Source organism: Thermoactinomyces sp. CICC 23799, assembly GCF_016055145.1.
GTDB classification, from domain to species: Bacteria; Bacillota; Bacilli; order Thermoactinomycetales; family Thermoactinomycetaceae; genus Thermoactinomyces; species Thermoactinomyces intermedius.
On record NZ_JAECVV010000007.1, the window covers coordinates 147,179 to 166,458 of the forward strand.

The window sequence follows — 19,280 nt, forward strand, 5'->3', positions numbered from 1 at the left end:
CATTTATAATATGAGTATACCACAGCCGCTTTTTTCCTCATAAGAAAAAAAGCAAATGCCCTCCCGGGACATTTGCTGTCAAATTGCCCTATAAATACAATTCGCTGTATTTTTTTCTTAAATAATCCAGATAGGGTTGAATGGTCAGTTCCGATCCGGTTGCCCGCCGGATCAATTCGTCCGCGGTATATTTGCTTCCATGCTGATAGATCTGTTCTTTCAGCCAGGAATGGAGAGCGGTGAAGTCCCCGTGTGCAATTTGTTCCGGGATGTGGGGGGCATCTTTTAAGGCCGCTTCGTAAAATTGGCAGCTTAAGATATTTCCAAGCGCATAGCCCTGAAACTGTCCGCCGATAAAATCCGCATACCAATGGATGTCCTGCAACACGCCCGAACGGTCATCGGGAGGAGTGATGCCCAGATCGGACTGATAACGTTCATTCCACGCATCACGCAAATCTTCCACCCGGAGTTTTCCTTCCAGCATGAGCAGTTCCAGATCAAAGCGGATGATCACATGCAGGTTGTATGTCAATTCATCCGCTTCCGTGCGGATCAGCGACCGCTTCACATGGTTGATGGCCCGGTAAAACTCTTCCAGTGTCACCCTTCCCAACTGGGTCGGGAACGTGGCCTGCAATTGCGGATAAAAATAGGTCCAAAACTCCCGGCTTCTGGCAATCACATTTTCCCACAGACGTGACTGGCTTTCATGAACCCCGGAAGAAGTCCCGTCATAAAGCGGGGTTCCGTCATACTCCGGGCGAATCCCCAATTCATACAGTGCATGCCCGGCTTCATGGATCGTACTGAACAACGCTTCGCTGATATCCCGCTCATTGACACGGGTGGTGATACGGATATCTCCTGCCGCAAACCGCGTCATAAAGGGGTGGGCCGACAAATCCACTCTCCCGCGGTTGAAATCAAATCCCATCTGCTTAATGATTTCCTTGCTGAAATCCAGTTGTTTTTGTACCGGATAAGATTGCACCAAGGAGGAACGGTCCGAAGCCGGTTTCTTCGTCACCGCTTCCACAAACGGAACCAATTCCCTTCGCAGCTCTTGAAACAACTTGCGGAGCGTCGACGCTTTCATCCCGTAATCCGAACGGTTGATCAACGGGTCGGACACATGCTCTTTTTCCGGAAAAAAGCCGGCATATTCCAAGCTGAGTTCCAACGTCTTTTTCAGGTAAGGAGCCACTTTGTCAAAATCATTGGCTTCCCGCGCTTCCAGCCACACTTGGGTGGTTTCGGTGATATGCCTGTAAAAACGGACCATGAAATCTGCTGAAACTTTTTGTGCTTCCTCATATTGCCGTTTGGCAACCCGGACGATGGCTGCCTGATCGGAATCAAAGGATGAAGAAGCCGTCTCTTTTTCCAGATCCTCCAGTAATTCACCCAACCGGGGATCCGTTTTTTTCTGATGAACCAATTTCCCCAACAAGGACAGTTGGTGTCCTCTTGCTTCTGCTGCAGCCGGGGGCATGTATGTATTTTGATCCCAGCTTAATATGGCCATCGTTGCTTCCAAATCATATATTTCGCGCAGCTTTGTTTTTAATGCTTCCCATTTTTCATGCAAAATCGATTTCCCTCCAGTTTGCCGGGCAAAAAGTCCGGAGATTCAGTCAATCTTTGTTTATTGTACCAAAACATCACATCCCAGGCGATGCCCGAAAAAGATGAAAATCACCGGTTTTGCCGGTGTCCGGTTAAATTTGGATTCCATTTTTTCTTGCCTTTTTTACACGCTCGGGTGACAATAGTGTGCAAAGTGTGTATGATACTTAGAAGAATGAGAAAAAGAGGCGGTACCATGAAAAAGCGGGATTGGATCGAACAAGTTCTCCGTCAATCCTGCCTGGAAAACCCGGAAGGAATGACGGCACAACAAGTCGGAAAACTATCCGGCCTGAACCGTTCCACTGCCAGCCGGTATTTAAATGAATTGGTCAAACTGGGACGTGCCCGGAAACAGGCGGGACGCCCGGTGAGATATTTTCCTGTGGACAGCCCGGACAAAATCCGGGAAACCTCGCGCTGGAAACCGGCTGAAGATGACGGATTGCTGGACGATGCCTTGGCGGCCCTTTTATATCCTCCCAAAGGCCTTCCCATTTTGTTTACCGGGGAAACCGGTGTCGGGAAAACCTATATGGCTAAAAAATTGGTCGAAGTGGCCATCGAAAAAAATTACCTTCCGCCAAACACGCCGTTTGTCTCTTTTAACTGCGCGGAATACGCCCAAAACCCCGAGTTGCTTCTGGCCCAACTGTTTGGCGTGAAAAAAGGCGCCTACACCGGTGCGCAGGAAAACCGGTCCGGATTGGTGGAGCGGGCCAATGGCGGCATTTTGTTTTTGGATGAAATCCACCGGCTTCCCCCGTCGGGACAGGAAATGCTTTTTTACCTGATGGACCAGGGATTTTACCGTCGCCTCGGGGATGCTTCTGTGGAACACCCTGCCCGCATCCGGCTGATCGGCGCCACCACCGAACCTCCTGAACAAGCGTTATTGCCGACATTACAGCGCCGTTTTTCCGTGCAAATTGAAATTCCGCCGCTCAGAAAGCGTCCTGTGCAGGTGCGGGAACAACTGATTGAAACATTTCTCCTCGATGAATCGAAACAGATGAACATTCCCGTTTCTCTGTCCCCCGAATGCCGCTCGCGGCTTTTGACTTATCCTTGCTTTGGAAACATCGGCCAATTAAAAAGCGATATCCAGATTGCATGCGCCCGGGCTTTCCTCCGGCATATGAATCGTACCGGACAAGAAGTGGTGATCCAACTGCATGATTTGCCGGCCCACCTGCGCAAACAAGGCTGGATCTCGGCCGCCATCGAAGCCAAAATGAAAGATCATCCGGAACCCGAAGAAGCGGCAGCAAAAACAACAGACGAAGCGGACAACATCTACCGCGAACTGCTGGCAGCCAAAGAACAATTAAGCAAACAAAACATTTCGTCAGCGGAATTAAACCGGCAACTGCAGGAAACGGTCAATGAATATATCACCCGTCTTTTGCATTCAGCCAAAACCCGGCAACCGTCCGGGGATCAAGACCTGTTCTTATCGATCCGGCAAGTGCTTAAGCAATGTGTGGATCATTGGAACCATCCTCTGTCCCAAAAAATATCCGACACGAAGATCAACGCCCTGGCCCTGCACATCCAGTCTTATTTGGAACAACCCGGGCCCCGTGCGAAAAAAACGTTGAACGGGTTAAAGATTGAACCGGTTTACCGCGAACTGGCCGGTCAGATTGGAACCGCTTTGGAACAAGCGTTGGATATCCGTTTGCCAAAAGACGAATTGGATTTAATCTCCCTTTTCTTCTCGTTGTATCAACCCCGTTCATCCGACCCGAAACCGCGGGTGATTGCCACGGTTTGTTTAACGGGCGAAGGAGCGGCGGTTTCATTGGAACTTTGGCTGAAACAACATTTGCCGGAGCAAGACCAGGACGTGTTGATCCGTGCGGTGCAAATCGATCCGCTTGAACGCGAATCCGGGGAATTGGAAGAATTGGCGAAATCCTGTCATCTGGTCGCCGTGGTCGGAACAGTCCCCCCCAAAATGAAAGATATTCCATATATTCCGGTTTGGGAACTGTACCAACCCGCCGGATGGGACAAATTAAAAGAACTGTTATCCAAGAGCCGCCCGGACGATTCGCCTTTGGAACGCGACACCAAACCGGAACCCGAAAACCGGCTCTTTACATTGATGGAACAAGGATTGCGGGAGACGGTCACTCACTTCAATCCCAAAAAATACATCGATGTGATCCAAAACCATCGCGCACTGTTTCAAGAAACATTTCAGTGGACCCCCGAACGCGAACTGGGAATCTGGATGCATCTGGCGATTTACACCGATCAACTGTTGAAAGAACAAATCAATCAAACGGCCCGCCAAAATCACGGCGGCAGGCATAAATCCCGGGCGGAACAACCATCCTATTTATGGAAAAACCTTTTGCTCCAACTGGAATCCGTCTTTTCCGTTCAATATCCGGCGATGACGGCACAAGAAATGACCCGTTTATCGGCGTCTTCCGATTAAACGGTTCCATCCTTGTGTGTAAATTCGTTGCACACAAGGATGTCCCATCTCATCCGATGCGAAAAATCTTTCCAATCCGTCTGTTTTATTGCTTGGCATGCTTTTTGCATTTAAAATGAAATGGCATTTATTTTTTATTACTAAAACCAAGGTGGAACATCGTTTCTTTAAGAAGCGGAGGAATGAAATGAACCACACCATCCGCCTGCTCGTCATTTGCAGCTGGGGGGCAACTTCCAGTGTATTGTGCCAAAAAATCAATGAAGCAGCTTCCCAAAAGGAGATGGCTTTAACGGCAAAAGCTGTCGGTGTCAAAGATTGGCGCGAACATCTCGAATCCGCGGATCTCGTCATGATCGAACCCCAAATCAGCCATCTCCGGAACGAGATCGAACCGGTCGCAAAAGCCCATCGAAAACCGTTTGCGCAAGTCGACCCGGTTGCTTTTGCCACGATGAACGGAGATCAATTGCTGAAACAGGCGGCATCGCTTTTATCCACTCCCCGGTCATTGCACCGGACAGAATAAAGGTTGCCATCCTTTCCACCTTGTAGACGATATGCCAGTCAAAATCCAAAATGATAAAAAAGAAAGGAACATGTCTCATGGCTCAAAAGAAAGTAACCATTTCCAATCCAAGCGGTTTGCATGCCCGTCCGGCGGCACTTTTGGTCAAAGAAGCCGGAAAATTTTCCAGCAAAATCCAATTGGTAAAAGATGAAAAAGAAGTGGATGCCAAAAGCTTATTGGGGGTCATGTCGCTCGCAGCCAAACAAAATGACGAAATCGTCATTAAGGCTGAAGGAGAAGACGCTGAAGAAGCCGTAAACCAATTGGCACAATTTATCGAACAACTCAATGCTTAACTTTAAGGAGGGTTCATGTTGAGCCAACACATCAAGGGAGTGGGGGCTGCACCGGGGTTAAATATCGGACAGGCCATTTGGTGGCGCAAAGAGAAACCGGTTGTGGAAACACGCTCCATCTCCGATACCGATGCTGAAGTGGAAAAGTTAAATCAAGCGATTGAAAAAGCCAGGGAACAAATCCAAGAGTTGCGTTCGATCGCTTCCCAGCGGATGAGTGACGAAGAGGCCGCTGTTTTTGATGCACATCTTGCCTTTTTGGACGATCCAGGTTTTACGGGCGAAATGAAAAACCGGATTCAAAGCAAAAAACAAAACGCTGAATCCATTTGCCAGGAAGTCACCGATGAAATGAGCCAATTGATGGCTTCGCTCGATGACGAATACATGCAAGCCCGTGCCGATGACATTCGTGATGTCGGAACCCGTCTGTTGTTGATTTTATCCGGCAAACAACCTTTTGATCCTTCCTTGTTAAAACCGGGGCATGTTGTGATCGCGGAAGAATTGACTCCTTCCGACACGGCCCAATTTCCGGAAGGAATCAGCGGGATGGTAACCGAACGCGGAAGCAAAACCGCCCATGCCGCCATCATGGCCCGGACTTTGGGCATTCCGGCGGTATTGGGACTGGGTGAGGCCATTCGTCAAATTGAAGACGGCGACATCATTGTGTTGGACGGGGATCAGGGAACCATCCAAATCAACCCGGACAAAGAAACCGAAGCAGCGATCCGCCAACAGATCAAAAAACAAAACGAAGCACGCGAGCAAGCATTGAAAGAAGCAAAAGCCGATGCTTATACAGCCGATGGAAAACGGATTCAGGTTTTCGCCAACATCGGAAGTTTAAATGATGTGGACATCGCCCTGAAAAACCATGCCGAAGGGGTCGGTTTGTTCAGAACCGAGTTCCTTTATCTGGAAAATGACCACTGGCCCGATGAAGAAGAACAATATGACGCTTATGCGAAAGTTTTGAAAGCGTTTGGCGACCGTCCCGTGGTCATCCGGACTTTGGATATCGGCGGTGACAAAGACTTGCCGTATGCCGAATTGCCCAAAGAAGAAAACCCGTTCCTGGGACACCGGGCGATCCGTTTCTGCCTTTCCAACCCGGACATTTTCAAAACACAATTGCGTGCACTGCTCCGGGCAAGCGTCCACGGAAATCTGTGGATCATGTTCCCGATGATCGAAAACCTCGCTGAAATCCGCCAAGCCAAAGCGCTGCTGGATGAGTGCAAAAATGAACTGAAAAATGAGGACATTTCCTTTGCGGAAAACATTCCGGTCGGCATCATGGTGGAAATTCCGGCTGCCGCCATCAATGCGGATTTACTTGCGCCGGAAGTGGATTTCATGAGCATCGGAACCAACGACCTCACCCAATACACCCTCGCGGCAGACCGGGGCAACGAGAAAGTGGCTCATCTGTATGATGCCGCACATCCGGCGGTGTTGCGCCTGGTGAAAATGACCTGTGACGCCGCGGAAAAAGCAGGAATCGTTGTCGGCATGTGCGGGGAATTGGCGGGAGACACCGCCATGACAGAAGCGTTGATCGGGCTCGGGTTGCATGAATTGTCCATGAGTGCCGGAACCATTCCGGAAGTGAAACAAAAAGTCCGCCAAACCGATTCGGAAAAAGCCAAAGAACTGGCGGCGGGACTGTTGAGCCAAAAAGACGGGGATCAAGTCCGCCGGTTCATTCAAGAACAAAAATCATAAAGACGAAAAAAGCCGAAGAACAGTGTTCTTCGGCTTTTTTTAAAATGAAAAAGGAATCCAAAACATGCTTTTGGATTCCCACCGTTCCCTATTTAAACCGTCATTTTTTTCATCGGTCGTATTGCTGGTTCTGGTTGGACAACCTCAATAGGCCTAACACCTCTCCGAAGCATTTTGTGATAGGCTTGGGAGGGTTTTAATACATTGAACATGTGCTCAATGGCAATCATGGGATCAACGGTATGACCGCAAGTATAGCAATCCAAGGCGGCAAACCCTTTTTCCGGATACGTGTGAATGGACAGATGACTCTCTGAGAGCAACACTAAAACAGTGGCCCCTTGAGGTTCAAACTGATGCGATTGGACGGACAAAACGGTTGCTCCACAGGCTTTTGCCGCGTCTTTCAAGTGTTCCTCCAAACGCTGGACATCATTCAGCAGATCGAAATCAACACCCCATGCATCCATGGCTACATGTCTTCCGAAAGTAGAAAATTCCATCTCTTTCGGCCCCCTTCCTAGCAAAAAGTTGGTGTGAGCCAAATTCCGCTAGGATCTGCTTGTTCACCACGGGGGAAGGTTAGTCCAGTGAGGTCCCAACCCTTTAAGTGAATCCTGGATCCTACTAGCTCAATGTCACAGTGATTAACTTAACACAATCTGTATACAACTTCAATAGTTATTTTAACCGAAATTCCCTTTCACTACGATCTTTTTAAAAAGTTTAAATCCAATATTTTTAATTCTCCGAATCATCCCGTCCCGGAGCATTGAAAAAAGCGGGATCCTGTCCCGCTCCGTTTCCTTCCGTCCCACATCCCGCCTTTTTACAACTCTTTCACCCAGATATTCATATCTTCAAAATCCCCCGAGATCTGGCTGTTTTGGATCAATCGCCCTTTATATTCAAAACCCAGCTTGGCGATCACCATATTCATTCCCGTGGAAACCGCCCGGGTCAATGAAAACAGGTGAGGGATCCCTTTTTCTTTCATTCTTAATTCCAGATCATAAATAATAGCACTCAACAGTCCGTTGCCCCGATGATCCGGGTGAGTGGCGCAATCGGTAATTTCCGCACATTGAAAATGCGGAAAAACATCCGCCGAAGCCGAACTGACAATCTGATCCCCTTCGGTCACCACCGAGAAGTAGACATCCTGGTCCATGCATTGGCGGATAAAATCAGGATCATGAATGGGGGTGGGGTATGTTTCAAAGACCAGCTGATACAACTTTGCCAAAGCCTCCGCATCTTCTTTCACGGCATGGCGCAATTGATACCTGGGATCCAGACGCGGACGCTCTTTAATGGTTTCGACCTTCTCTGCCATCTCCACAATTTTGTCTTTTTTCTCCTCATCTTTTTTATGCGCACGGTCCTCTTCCAAAAAGCGGGACAAAATACAAGCCGGATTTCCTTGGAAAAAACCGCTGATTTCTCCCTCTCTTTGAAACCCGAGCTTCTCAAAAAAAGAGATGTCCTCAGGGTTTGCATAAATCATCACTTTACCGATATCCTTTTCTTTGGCCAATTCTTCCAGGTGTTTCAACAGGGACTCCACATCGTACCGGCTGTATTGGATCAATTTAATGCGACTATTAAATTCATCCACTTCATAAGATACATTATGTGGAGTGGTTTGAGTGGTTTTCATTCAACTCTCCTCCATCATCTTTCTTTCCGCAACTCCGCTGTCCTTAGCTTTTGCCAACCTGCCCGATATTATCATCAGTAACTTTTACCCTGTCTTCCGGAATACAAACGGCTTTTTTCCCGGATTCATGTCAATCGGACATAAAAACATCACAAAAAAGACAGATCTGTCGTGTAATTTTTATTTAATGCGGGTAGGATATAATTTAGATCTTGATTACCCTAAATCCCGGGGGGTTTCTTTTATGTACCTGACACCCAGAGAACGAGGCATTGTCATCCGGGCTCTCACCAAGGTGTTGGAAACCGAGCCGCCTTATACAAGAGCCGATGAATATAAAAAATTATTGGACCGTCTCAAAAGCGAACAAGAACGGGAAGACGACGAACATCCCCGGCAAGAATACATCTACAACATGGACGATGGCTGAAACATAAAAAATCCCCTTCTTTTCAAAGAAAAAAGGGGATTTTTGTCTTCTTCACCATCCCGCCTGGGGATGCCTTTTTAATTTGATATTCCGGAACAAAAAGCAAGGATCCAACGAATCGGAATCTGACAAAGGTTGACTCGTGATCAACAAATGAAAGGGCGCGTAAGCGCGTTTGTCTTTCAAGAGGATCCCTGCATGTTCCCTCGGAAACGCAACCGCATATTCCCGTTTCCCTTTCAACCGGAAACAAAAGAGATAAGCGTCATTGCCGCGGTCGTACATCCAGACATATTCATCCGCTTCCTCCGATTGTTTGACATCGCCGGCCCACTCCGGAATGGACAACACCAACGTATCCGTGCCATCCGCACGGAGTTCGGTCCAGCCTCCGTCCTCCGGAATGGCTGCTTCTGTCACTTGTGGTATATATCTTGAACGCATAATCACCGATCCTTTACCCCATTTTTATTCCTGGACACGATCCGGTGCAACAGCGGAGCAATTCCCGTTAAATCCCACGCTCCGGTGTCAATCTCCGAGAATGCGTCAATGTCCCCGATCACCAGGGTGGGAACCGGGTTGACGGTATGGGTTTTCACCCGCAAATCTTCGCTGTTTCCATGATCGCTGACCAATACAATCGTATCCTCCGGCCCTTTCAACCGCACAAGTTCCCCCAAAAAACGATCATAATGGTGCGTCACATATTGAAGCAACCAGGGATCCTGTTTGTGGCCGGCCCGGTCACTCAAGAAGAACTCATGGACAACCAAATCATAATCGCGGGCTATCGACCAAAGGTGGCGGGCAGCCTGTTCCGGCGTGATTTCCTCCACATCCATCCCGGTTTTTTTCAGGATGGTCCGGGTGATGTCATGATACACCGCTTTGCCTTCCACCAATTCCGGGAAAAATCGAACCGGCTCCCGGCTGGATTGGATCGTTGCCGTGGTGACCGAAACCCAACCGCGCTTGGTGGCAGGACGTTCAAAATACTCTTTGGTGTACGCATTGGCAAAGGTCGCTTTCCAGCCTTTTTTTTCAAACTGTAAGTAGATGTTGTCTTTTTGCACCCATTCACGCAACCTTCGAAACGGCAACCCGCTCATGTGTTTTCCCATCTCCCGGGCTGCATTTTTTCCCGTAAAGATCGTCGCCTGGCCCGTGGCACTCTGCGGAAGCCCCTCCACGCCCAGGCAGGCATCGGTCTCAAGCAGAAGAAGGTCCGGACCATGGCGGCCGGCCGCTTCCCTCACCAACGGCATTCCGCCAAACAACTGACGGATGCAAGGAGTCGGATACGTCACCCAGGGATTGTGATCCGCCATCTCCCCCAAGCCGACCCCGTCAATAAACAGCAGCACGACAGCGATCTTCACCACCCCCTGTCGGTGTCCTCAGGTTGTTTTCATCCCGGCCTCCCGGTACAATGATAAGGAGCATTGCAAAAAAAGGAGGATACGATGCAACGTTTCAGCCAAATGTCCAAAGATGCGCTTGAGATGGAAATTGAGCGCCTGAACCGGGAAAAACAAAAAGCAAAAGACCAAGGTTTGGATACACAACTTGCCATTTTGGAACAAAAAATCAATCTTGCGCGTTCATACCTGATCGATCCCGCGACCGTCCAAACTGCCTGTTGGTATCAAGTGGAAGGAAAAAACATTCCTTTTTATGTCGAATATCTCAACGGAGTGATGGCTTGGGGAAATTGGGAACATTCCGGTGAAAAAGCAGCCGTTCCATTGGCTTTGTTGGAAAAACCGGTATCCCGCCGTTCTGTTAAATGATGGTTAATTTTTATTTTTATTGGACATAATACATCTAGGAGGTGTGTTCGAAAAAATGTATTATGTCGTCCGCGATTCAGAAAAACTCCCGCCATCGATCATTCATGAAGATAACTATTTCGCTTGGTATAATCCGATGAAAAAGGACCATCGCATTGAATTTCGCGGCACCATGAATCAATGCTATGATTTTATGGCCGCACACTATCCCCGAAAATAATGCTTTTTTTCGGTCCGCAAATTGACAGAATTGTATAAAGAAATGAGTGAAAAATAAACCGGGACTTGAAAGTCTCCGGTTATTTTTTCGGTTGTAACTTTTTCTTTCGCACCGGCGGCAAAATTTTGTTCATGCTGACTTCCTGTTTGCGTTCCCAAGTACTCGGATCATTTTCGTCAAACTGCTCCAAAAAGCGAATCACTTCGCGGGTAATCGGCGTTGGCGTCGACGCACCCGCCGTCACGCCGACCACTTTTTTCCCTTTGAGCCAGTCCAAATTAATTTCTGTCACATCCGCAATCCGGTACGCATCCACGCCGGCGATCTCTTTGGCCACCTGAGCCAGCCGGTTGGAATTGTTGCTGCGGGGATCCCCGACAACAAGAACCAGATCCGTTTCCTTCGCCTGTTTCGCAACGGCTTCTTGCCGCAATTGCGTTGCCAGACAAATTTCATTGTGGATCTCTGCCGTCGGGAACCGTTCTTTGACCTTTTCCATCAAATGCTTGGTATCCCATTGGCTCATGGTGGTTTGGTTGGTGACGAGCAACCGGTCCGTTTTGAGTTGGAGCCGGTCAATATCTTCCTCTTTTTCAATCAAGTGAACCTTCCCGGGAGCCACTCCCATGGCCCCTTCAGGCTCGGGATGGCCTTGTTTGCCAATATAAATCACTTCATATCCGTCGGCCGTCTTTTCCCTGATCAAATCGTGCGTCCGCGTAACATCCGGACAAGTCGCATCCACCACCGTCAAACCCTTTTCCCGGGCGCGACGGCGGACTTCGGGAGAAACCCCGTGTGCGGTGAAAATGACCGTCCCTTTGTCGATTTTCTCCAGAATCTCCAACCGGTTTGCTCCGTCCAGGGTAATAATGCCTTCGTCTTCAAATGCTTCCACAACATGGCTGTTGTGAACAATCATTCCCAATATATAAATCGGACGGGGCAGATCCAGGTTTTGGGCGGCTTGGCGTGCCAAAACCATGGCATCCACCACTCCGTAACAATATCCTCTGGGTGTGATTTTTACGACTTCCATGTTTTTCCCTCCTGACCCCGATTTTGGATCCGAGGCTTTTGTCCATCTCATTATAGCGCAACGGCCGCTCCGGGTAAATGCAAATCCTCCCCGTTTCCGATAAGTCCAAAAGGATTTCACAATTTTTTAGGCTTTTTTTCTGGAACATCCATCCTTGGTCATTCATAGGATACACTGTCATCATGAAGAGAAGGAAGTGAGTGTGCATTATGGAAAAACCAGCAAAACCCATGCCGATGCCCGAACCGCAGCCTTTGCCGCAACCGCCGGCTATGCCGGAACATCCCATGCCCATGCCGATGCCCTGCATGCCGCCCATGTATGAAATCCCCTGTGATCCCAGATGGCTTCGGCACATGTACCACCATCTCAAAATTTGCCATAAGTATGAGCTGGAAATGCTCAGATGGTATATGAGGTATTGTGAGAGCAAGCATCATTGCAGACATCCTCACCGTCGTCATCCCCATGGCAGAAGACCTTACCACTGTCATCCGTATGAATCCTCTTCATCCCCTCATGACCGGAACCGGTGGGATAGCCCTCACCATCATTGCTGAAAAAAGGCCATCCTTCCCAAATTCTCCCCTGGAAGGATGGCCTTGATTGCACCTGTATCGGATTAATTTTTCATTCTTTCGCGTACATACAAGGTACCCAGAATAAAAGAAATAAACAACAAAAAAAGGATAATCACTCCTGATGAATCCAGAATATTCCCATTCATATGATCAAAACCCCCCGAATCTTGTCCGTCTGTAAATAGGTATACTACATTTAAATAAATTTGTACAGAATGGGAATATTACAAAACCATGAAACAGGGGTGATTTCATGCAGATTTAAAGAGCTTCCTCTTCTTCCTCCCAATCCTGGGGTTTCATGACACCGTTTTTGATCCTCAAGATGGCCAACGTTCTCGCTTCAAAATCCAGAGCCCGTTCCGAATGGGAAAGCATCAGGTTTCGCCGGGCAATACAGTCAAAGCACACGGCAAATTCATCAAAGATCTGGTCGGGATCTTCGGCGATTCTCAATTCGGTTCTCTTCTTTTCCTGATAACAGATCGCGCAATTTAAATACATTTCCGTGTAATAAGGTTGAGGCCCGCCTTCGCGGATCGCATTTAATATCTCAGCTTCAATCTGTTCCGCCAAACGCTCCACTCTTTTTTTTCTCTCCATTTGATCCTGCATCATTGTTCACCCATTTCCCCTTTTAAAAAAATCGCGTTTTCCACGAATAAGCCCATTCACAGCATCTTTTTATTTATATTTAAAAGCAAAATTCGTTATTTTTAGCTATATCATCCATTCGTCAACAAACCGGAAAACCCCTTTTAAACAAGGAAGAAAGCGAAAAAATCCCCATCCGCCCTCATATCAATAATGTCTGTTTTTGTCAAAATATAAAATGATTTGACTACTTATGTCACGAAGGAGGAATTATTGGTTACCGATGTCTAATACAAGTTAGAAAGGAGGGGGCGAATATGGTCGTACGTGATCGATCCTCGAAATCTTTTGCCGACCAGCGTCTGGGGTACAAGTATCGTGTCATTCACAAGCGGGTTCGCCCTGCAGTGAAAAGAACGGTGCTTAAAATGGCAAGAGATATGTTTCTCGACCATATTTCGAAGGATGTGCCTTTTAAAAAGTGAATCACCTTTGTTTTGTTGGCATTTTGCTTACATGACAGCCCTCCCGTTCCATAAGGGCGTCATTTCCTCTCCAAATGGATGAATCATTCCCCCGAATGGCCAATGGTTCGTTTCTCTATTCTTTTGAATTTGGTTTTGGGTACTCAACGATCAGCCCTCCCGAACCGACGGGAGGGCCCTTTTTTTGGTTCTTTTAAGCGTGCGTATGGCTCTGGAGACGGGCATGCATCTCTTTGTCCCGCCACCGGATAAAATGTGTCAGCTCCTCTGTCATCTGCCAATTGGAAAACGGGGTGATCAAATAAATTCCGTCGAACTTTTCCATAGCCACTTCCAAAAGCTCTTTGGCCACTTGGACGCCTTCTGATTTCCCGGACTGACGGTCGGTCGTTTTTTCCATTCGTTTTAACACATCTTCCGGTATTTTAATTCCGGGCACTTCATTATGCAAAAACAATGCATTGCGATACCCGGTGAGCGGCATCACACCGATGAACACCGGGATGCCGAGCGATTTCGTCGCTTCATGCACCCGGATCACCCCGTCCGGGTCATAGACCGGCTGCGTCATGACAAAATCCGCGCCGGCTTCAATTTTTTTCTCGAGACGTTTGACCGCCGCATCCAGCTTTCGTACATGCGGATTAAAGGCGGCCCCCACCACAAACTGCGCTTTTTGTTTTAATTTCCTTCCCGAAAACGAGATCCCTTCATTCAGCTGTTTCACCATCCGGATCATCTCAACGGAAGTGACATCGTAAATCGAATGGGCTCCGGGCAAATCCCCCATGCGGGTGGGATCCCCGGTGATCACCAAAATCTGATCGATTCCCAAAGCATGAAGCCCCATCAGGTGGGATTGCTGTCCCAATAAATTCCGATCCCGGCATGCAACGTGGACCAACGGTTCGATATCATATTTTTTTAAGATGGCACCCAGCGCCAAATTGCTCATCCTGGCGGTGGCCAGGGAATTGTCCGCCATCGTGACCGCATCGACGCCGGCTTGCTTCAGTTTTTTGGCCCCTTGCAAGAAACGCATGATATCCAGATCTTTCGGCGGATCAAATTCACAAATGATGGTTCGTTGTTTGTTGCGGACTTTCTGTACGACTGTCGGTTTCGTTCTTCTTTGCAAGACGATCGTTTCATGGGATGACAGTTTGTAACCGTCTTGGGGCGGGTTTTTCCGCTGAACCGGACATTTGCCTTTCAAGACTTTGGCAATCCGGGCGATGTGCTCGGGAGTGGTTCCGCAACACCCTCCAAGCAGCCGGACGCCTTGATCAATCAAGAGGCCGGCTGTTTCCTCAAAATAATCCGGCGCCGACTTGTAATGAAGTTCCCCGTTGCTCATCCCCAGCCGCCCGGCATTGGGAAAAGCCGTGAGGATCATTTGCTCGGGAACAATGGTTTTTTCCAATGTCCTCAATACTTCCACGGGGCCGAAACGGCAATTGATTCCCACGCCGTTCACCCCGAGCGATGCAAGCTTCTCAAAAGCCTCAGAGATGGTAAAGGCATCCCGGGTCCGGCCGATTTCCATCATCGAAAGCTGGGCAAAGACGGGAAGCGTCGTGAGCGGGCGAATCACTTCAACCGCCAATTGCAGCTCTTTCAAGTCCAAAAAAGTCTCCAGCAAAATCCCGTCGACGCCTCCGTGCAAAAGAGCCACCGCCTGCTCTTCATACATCGCCCGGTACTCCTCTTCATCGTACACCGGCACTTTCCCGGCACAGATGGAACCGATCACCCCGAGAACATAGGCATCGCTTCCAATCGATTCTTTGGCAATATGAACAGCTTCCCGGTTCAGCCGCGTCACCTTGCTTTCCAGTCCGTAACGCGACAGCCTCTCGCGGTTGGCACCGAAGGTGTGCGTTTCGATCACACGCGCCCCGGCCCGGTAATATGCTTCATGAACCTCGCCGATCAGGAACGGGTTGCTCAAAACCAATTCCTCCGTACAATGGCCGATGGAGACGCCTTGCTGATACAAAAATGTTGCAATCGCCCCGTCCCCGACCAGCAAAGAATGTTGCAGGCATTGAAGCAAGCCTTGCTCGCCCATCAATCTTTCCCCCTTATATCGCATTAAAATACCGAGCTTCCGGATGAGCAAACACCATTGCCGACACGGATGCTTCGGGATCCATCATGAAACCGTCGGTTAACTGAATGCCGATGTCCTCCGGCGAAATCAGGCGAAACAACTTCTGCTGATCCTCCAGATCGGGACAAGCCGGGTAGCCGAAAGAAACGCGAATTCCCTGATATCTCGCCCCAAAACGCTCCTTCATGGTCATTTCGGCCGGATCCGGAAATCCCCAACGGTTCCGCATCTGTTGATGCAATTGTTCGGCAAAGGCTTCCGCCGTTTCCAACGCCAGCGCCTGGATGAAATGGGAATGGAGATAATCCCCTTTTTCTTTCCATTTTTGGGACAATTCCCGGATGTGTTGCCCGGCTGTCACCGCAAGAAAACCGACATAATCCATTTCCCCGGATTCCACCGGACGCACAAAATCTGCCAAGCACAAATACGGCTCTTTGGACTGGCGGGGAAACGAAAAACGTTCCAATACCACGCCGGGAGTTTCGGGATCATAGATCAAAACGTCATCCCCGTCGGCTTGCGCGGGGAAAAATTGATAAATGCCGTGAGGGGTGAGCCACCGTTCTTTTTTGGCTCTTTCAAAAAACCGGTCAAACAATCTCTTCATTTCCAGCGCTTTTTCGTCCCCCTCTTTGATCAATTGCTCCACATTCCCCTTCAACCCGAGGTGCTTTCCAAACAACATCTGCAAATTGATATAGGGAAGAAGCAAATCCAACGGATAATCGCGGTAAACATGCCTTTTGAAATCCGGCGGGGTAAAAACAGGAGCCTTGCGGTTCACTTTGCTTTTCCCCTGCACAGCCGCCGGGGCGCCTGCTTCCTTTTGCTCTGTTTGCGATGGAGACCGCTGCTTTTTCTTTTCGTTTTTTTCAGCCTCAATCTTCTCCCTCTGCTCCGGATTCATCAGCCTGTTGGCCAGTTCCAGTCCGTTCATCGCGTCTTTGGCATATAAAACGGGCCCGTCGTATTCCACGGCAATGCGTGTTTCTGTAAATTTTCTCGTCAAAGCCGCCCCGCCCACCAAGATGGGAATGTCAATCTCTGCTTCTTTCAGGTCCTGGGCCGTCACCACCATCTGCTGGGCCGACTTCACCAAAAGCCCGGACAACCCGATGATATCCGGCTTTTCTTTCCGCGCGGTCTCAATCAATTGTTCCGGGGGCACTTTAATCCCCAAATTCACCACTTGATAGCCGTTGTTCGCCAAGATGATTTCCACCAAATTTTTCCCGATGTCATGGACGTCTCCCTTGACGGTGGCCAAAACGACTTTCCCACGTGTATGACTTTCCGTCCGGTCCATGTAGGGTTCCAAATACCGGACGGCCGCTTTCATCACTTCCGCACTCTGCAAAACTTCGGCTACAATCAACTGGTTATCATTGAATAAGCGCCCCACTTCATCCATGCCCGCCATCAACGGGCCGTTGATGATATCCAGCGGTTTGTACTTGGCCAGCGCCTGATCCAAATCCTCGTACAAGCCGTCTTTGCTTCCTTCCAGGATGTAGTTGGCCAGTCGCTCTTCCAACGTCATCCGGACCCCGGTTTGCTTTTTCTTTTCCTTTTTATGGCGGTAAAAGTTGGTAAACCGGGTCAGGATGTCGTCATAGTTTTGGTGATCCGTGTGAAACAAGAAGGCTTCCGCCAACTCCCGCTCTTCTTCCCCGATGGAAGCGTAACGCTCCAGTTTTTCCGTGTTGACGATGGCATAATCCAGCCCGGCTTTGGTGCAGGCATAGAGAAACACCGCATTTAACACTTCACGCCCGGCCGGCGGAAGCCCGAAGGAAACGTTGGATATTCCCAGAATGGTTGACGTCCGGGGTAACGCTTCTTTGATGAGCCGGATGCCTTCCACCGTCTCCCGGGCGGAACCAATGTACTGTTCGTCTCCCGTCCCGACGGGGAAAACCAACGGGTCAAAAATAATGTCCTCTTCCGGAATGCCATACTGATGAACCAGCAAATCATAACTTCTGAGCGCCACTTCCAGTTTCCGCCGGGCCGTCAGTGCCATCCCCTCTTCATCGATCGATCCCACCACAATCGCCGCCCCGTATTTTTTCACCAGCGGGAGCACTTCCCGGAAACGCTCTTCCCCGTTTTCCAGGTTGATGGAATTGATCACCGCTTTTCCTTGGGAATATTGAAGCGCCTTTTCAATCACCTTGGCATCGGTCGAGTCAATCATCAGCGGAACTTTCACCATTTTGGTCACATGCTTCAAAAATGCTTCCATGTCCGCCAGTTCATCCCGGTCCGGATCGGCCAGGCAAACATCGATGATCTGGGCTCCGCCTTTCACCTGCTTGCGGGCAATCTCGGAGGCTTCTTCATATTTCCCTTCTTTGATGAGCCGTTTAAACTTGCGGGACCCGATCACGTTGGTGCGCTCCCCGACCAGCAACGGCCGGGAATCCTCTTCCAAGAAAACCGGGTCGATTCCCGAGATTCCGGGCAAATGGCTTTCCACCGGCCGGCGGGGTTTTTTTCCTTCCAAAGCCCGGGCAATGGCCCGGATATGTTCCGGCGTGGTCCCGCAACAGCCTCCCGCCAAGTTCAGCCAGCCTTTATCCGCAAAATCAGTCAATTTTTGCGCCAAGGCTTCGGGGGTCTCCAGATAATCCCCGTTTTCATCCGGCAATCCGGCATTGGGATAACAACTGACGCCGCAACGGGCAATCCGGGACAACGAACGGATGTGATCCGTCATGAACTCAGGACCGGTTGCACAATTCAGCCCGACCGCAAACGGACGAAGGTGTTCGATGGACAGATAAAATGCCTCGATGTTTTGCCCCCCGAGCATCGTTCCCATCGGTTCAATCGTCCCGGATATCATAACCGGCAAGCGGAAGCCCAAGTCCTGAAATGCCCTTTCAATCCCGATCCCCCCGGCTTTCACGTTTAACGTGTCTTGGGAAGTTTCCAACAGGAGAAAATCCACCCCGCCCTCCATCAAGGCTTTCGCCTGCCGGTAGTATCCCTCGGCCAACGCTTCAAAGGTCGTCCCCCCGGTAACGGACAATGTCTTGGTGGTCGGCCCGATGGCACCGGCCACATAGCGGGGGCGGTCACCGGTCGACCATTTGTCCCTCGCTTGAACCGCACAACGGGCGGCTGCCCGGTTGATTTCTTCGGTTTTGTCCGCCAAATCATATTCCCCCAGAACCAGCGGGGTGGCTCCGAAGGTATTGGTTTCCACCACATCGGCGCCGGCCTGGTAATACTTTTCATGAATGTTTCGAATCAGATCCGGCCGGGTCAGGTTCAAAATTTCATTGCAACCTTCATACCGCTCTCCGCCAAAATCATCCGCCGTCAGTTGCGCCTGCTGCAACATCGTGCCCATCGCGCCGTCCAAAATGACAATTTTTTCGCGCAAATATGCTTCAATCGGTTTTTTCCCCATACCTATCGCCACCTTTAACCGTTTTCTCCCAGGCAATGATTCGCAAAAATAAAAAACACCTTTTCATCTCTGAAAGATGAAAAGGTGTTGATTACCCGGCCAGACTCACTCTCATCTTTCAGAGAGAGAAACTCTCTCTGCTGGAATTGGCACCACATTGGACACAAGTTCCAACAGGTTGCCGGGCTTCATCGGGCCAGTCCCTCCGCCTCTCTTGATAAGAGATCCTTGTAAAAATTATGTCAGTTTATCTTCATAATATATAAAT

18 protein-coding genes and 1 riboswitch are annotated in these 19,280 nt (G+C 49.3%); of the genes, 9 read left to right on the forward strand and 9 right to left on the reverse strand.

What is annotated here, in order from left to right; translation table 11 throughout:
- Window positions 1–88: 88 nt before the first annotated feature.
- The gene (locus I8U21_RS10890) at window positions 89–1,591 is read right to left on the reverse strand and encodes a carboxypeptidase M32 (protein ID WP_232337627.1); all 1,503 of its coding nucleotides are present in this window, start codon (window positions 1,589–1,591) and stop codon (window positions 89–91) included.
- A 234-nt stretch (window positions 1,592–1,825) separates the two neighbouring features.
- Between I8U21_RS10890 and I8U21_RS10895 the strand changes: the two genes are divergently transcribed.
- From I8U21_RS10895 to ptsP, 4 genes are all read left to right on the forward strand, one after another.
- Window positions 1,826–4,078 (forward strand): sigma 54-interacting transcriptional regulator, encoded by a 2,253-nt coding sequence (locus I8U21_RS10895; protein ID WP_181731479.1) that lies wholly within the window; start codon window positions 1,826–1,828, stop codon window positions 4,076–4,078.
- A 187-nt stretch (window positions 4,079–4,265) separates the two neighbouring features.
- Entirely contained in the window at window positions 4,266–4,607 is a 342-nt protein-coding gene (locus I8U21_RS10900; RefSeq protein WP_198053907.1) for a PTS sugar transporter subunit IIB, read from the forward strand.
- Window positions 4,608–4,684: 77 nt separating this feature from the next.
- The gene (locus I8U21_RS10905; protein ID WP_181731478.1) at window positions 4,685–4,945 is read left to right on the forward strand and encodes an HPr family phosphocarrier protein; all 261 of its coding nucleotides are present in this window, start codon (window positions 4,685–4,687) and stop codon (window positions 4,943–4,945) included.
- 18 nt (window positions 4,946–4,963) lie between these two features.
- On the forward strand, window positions 4,964–6,676 hold the full coding sequence (gene ptsP, locus I8U21_RS10910; protein ID WP_181731477.1) for a phosphoenolpyruvate--protein phosphotransferase: 1,713 nt from the start codon (window positions 4,964–4,966) through the stop codon (window positions 6,674–6,676).
- A gap of 92 nt (window positions 6,677–6,768) precedes the next feature.
- Here the strand turns inward: ptsP and speD are convergent, their stop codons facing one another.
- Window positions 6,769–7,179 carry an adenosylmethionine decarboxylase gene (speD, locus tag I8U21_RS10915; protein WP_037993114.1) on the reverse strand — a complete coding sequence of 137 codons (411 nt, stop codon included), beginning with the start codon at window positions 7,177–7,179 and terminating at the stop codon, window positions 6,769–6,771.
- 326 nt (window positions 7,180–7,505) lie between these two features.
- The gene (ablB, locus tag I8U21_RS10920; RefSeq protein ID WP_062843269.1) at window positions 7,506–8,336 is read right to left on the reverse strand and encodes a putative beta-lysine N-acetyltransferase; all 831 of its coding nucleotides are present in this window, start codon (window positions 8,334–8,336) and stop codon (window positions 7,506–7,508) included.
- A 244-nt stretch (window positions 8,337–8,580) separates the two neighbouring features.
- On the opposite strand from ablB, the gene I8U21_RS10925 reads away from it, so the two are divergent.
- Window positions 8,581–8,766, forward strand: a complete 186-nt coding sequence (locus I8U21_RS10925) for a hypothetical protein (protein ID WP_156473341.1) — start codon at window positions 8,581–8,583, stop codon at window positions 8,764–8,766.
- Between the two features lie 51 nt (window positions 8,767–8,817).
- Here I8U21_RS10925 and I8U21_RS10930 read toward each other — a convergent pair whose 3' ends face one another.
- Together I8U21_RS10930 and I8U21_RS10935 are read right to left on the reverse strand one after the other, a co-directional pair.
- Entirely contained in the window at window positions 8,818–9,210 is a 393-nt protein-coding gene (locus I8U21_RS10930; RefSeq protein ID WP_062843267.1) for a hypothetical protein, read from the reverse strand.
- Window positions 9,211–9,212: 2 nt separating this feature from the next.
- On the reverse strand, window positions 9,213–10,148 hold the full coding sequence (locus tag I8U21_RS10935; protein WP_062843266.1) for an alkaline phosphatase family protein: 936 nt from the start codon (window positions 10,146–10,148) through the stop codon (window positions 9,213–9,215).
- A gap of 84 nt (window positions 10,149–10,232) precedes the next feature.
- On the opposite strand from I8U21_RS10935, the gene I8U21_RS10940 reads away from it, so the two are divergent.
- Together I8U21_RS10940 and I8U21_RS10945 are read left to right on the forward strand one after the other, a co-directional pair.
- Window positions 10,233–10,559 (forward strand): DUF1811 family protein, encoded by a 327-nt coding sequence (locus tag I8U21_RS10940; protein ID WP_181731476.1) that lies wholly within the window; start codon window positions 10,233–10,235, stop codon window positions 10,557–10,559.
- A gap of 43 nt (window positions 10,560–10,602) precedes the next feature.
- Window positions 10,603–10,779 (forward strand): hypothetical protein, encoded by a 177-nt coding sequence (locus tag I8U21_RS10945; protein ID WP_156473340.1) that lies wholly within the window; start codon window positions 10,603–10,605, stop codon window positions 10,777–10,779.
- Between the two features lie 79 nt (window positions 10,780–10,858).
- Here I8U21_RS10945 and I8U21_RS10950 read toward each other — a convergent pair whose 3' ends face one another.
- Window positions 10,859–11,818, reverse strand: a complete 960-nt coding sequence (locus I8U21_RS10950; protein ID WP_062843264.1) for a 4-hydroxy-3-methylbut-2-enyl diphosphate reductase — start codon at window positions 11,816–11,818, stop codon at window positions 10,859–10,861.
- Window positions 11,819–12,014: 196 nt separating this feature from the next.
- On the opposite strand from I8U21_RS10950, the gene I8U21_RS15195 reads away from it, so the two are divergent.
- Window positions 12,015–12,143: a hypothetical protein gene (locus I8U21_RS15195; RefSeq protein ID WP_255516963.1), complete on the forward strand. Its 129-nt coding sequence runs from the start codon at window positions 12,015–12,017 to the stop codon at window positions 12,141–12,143.
- A 517-nt stretch (window positions 12,144–12,660) separates the two neighbouring features.
- Here the strand turns inward: I8U21_RS15195 and I8U21_RS10955 are convergent.
- Window positions 12,661–13,017 (reverse strand): hypothetical protein, encoded by a 357-nt coding sequence (locus I8U21_RS10955; RefSeq protein WP_181821615.1) that lies wholly within the window; start codon window positions 13,015–13,017, stop codon window positions 12,661–12,663.
- 293 nt (window positions 13,018–13,310) lie between these two features.
- Between I8U21_RS10955 and I8U21_RS10960 the strand changes: the two genes are divergently transcribed.
- On the forward strand, window positions 13,311–13,478 hold the full coding sequence (locus I8U21_RS10960) for a hypothetical protein (protein WP_156097696.1): 168 nt from the start codon (window positions 13,311–13,313) through the stop codon (window positions 13,476–13,478).
- 193 nt (window positions 13,479–13,671) lie between these two features.
- Here I8U21_RS10960 and I8U21_RS10965 read toward each other — a convergent pair whose 3' ends face one another.
- Both I8U21_RS10965 and metH read right to left on the reverse strand, forming a co-directional pair.
- On the reverse strand, window positions 13,672–15,549 hold the full coding sequence (locus I8U21_RS10965; RefSeq protein ID WP_181821617.1) for a bifunctional homocysteine S-methyltransferase/methylenetetrahydrofolate reductase: 1,878 nt from the start codon (window positions 15,547–15,549) through the stop codon (window positions 13,672–13,674).
- Window positions 15,550–15,562: 13 nt separating this feature from the next.
- Window positions 15,563–19,012: a methionine synthase gene (gene metH / locus I8U21_RS10970; protein WP_082813546.1), complete on the reverse strand. Its 3,450-nt coding sequence runs from the start codon at window positions 19,010–19,012 to the stop codon at window positions 15,563–15,565.
- A 108-nt stretch (window positions 19,013–19,120) separates the two neighbouring features.
- A riboswitch (SAM riboswitch) is annotated at window positions 19,121–19,236 on the reverse strand.
- Window positions 19,237–19,280 lie beyond the last annotated feature (44 nt).